Annotated in this window: 1 protein-coding gene; it reads right to left on the minus strand. The window is 39.9% G+C overall.

Annotated elements, in window-relative coordinates:
* Nucleotides 1–95: 95 nt before the first annotated feature.
* The coding region (locus WEIDD23_RS01890) for an MFS transporter (protein ID WP_242865384.1) at nucleotides 96–922 on the minus strand (827 nt) is incomplete at its 5' end.

A 922-nucleotide genomic window follows, 5' to 3' on the forward strand; every position in this document is an offset into this window, starting at 1 on the left:
CACAAACCACCGTTATTGGTAGCACAAGTAAATAAAAAAATGCCGATGAATTAACAGCTACTAACTGTCAAATCATCGACCATAAAGATATTATGTTAATTAAAATGTTGCGCATGTCTGTTGCTAATAAACTTAATTGCGATCATACCGACAACCATCATCATCCCAAGCAAAAAGACTGTCCATTCGCCCAATTCAGACACCCCATATCCAAAGGCAATTGTTATAATCGGCGCAAATAAATCTGTCGCAAAGAAAGAAATACCAAATACCCGTCCCAAGTATGCTGGCGCACTCTCTTGTTGACGGACCGTATTAATCTTAATAACAAACGATGCACGAGCAAACCCATTCAAGATAACCAGACCGATAAATACCCATATTTCTTGAATAAATGTGCCGATGATAAAAGCCCCACCTAGAACAAACAGATCCCAATAAAGCGTATTTAACGAATTAAATTTTGGTAAGCGCGCTAAAATTATGCCCGCAATAATACCTGCAACTGCCGCCAAAGTTAAGGCAGTAGAATATGACGAAGCTGAGCCATGGTAATTATGCTGAATCAGAAATGGCATCGCAATAATAAATCCTTCAAAGAAGAAATTGCTCCACATCGTTAGTAACATCGATTCAAATAATTTTGGTTGGGACAACACGTATTTGTATCCACCAACTAAACTGGCTAGAAATGACTCCGATGGCATATTAGGATCTTTTGGTTGCGGCTGATATCTAATCGCCAAGTTCAACAAGACCGTAACGACAAGCATCACACCAAACAACTGCAAAAACGTTTGCAAGTTAATCCATTTTAAGTGAAGCAAGAGACCACCAACTAATGGTCCAAATGCTTGTCCCGTCGAGAAAGCTGCGCTAGCCCATGCGTTAAAACGGGCCAAGGCACTTGACTTAATGACAT

The sequence above is a fragment of the Weissella sp. DD23 genome (assembly GCF_001579105.1).
Lineage (GTDB): Bacteria > Bacillota > Bacilli > Lactobacillales > Lactobacillaceae > Weissella > Weissella cibaria.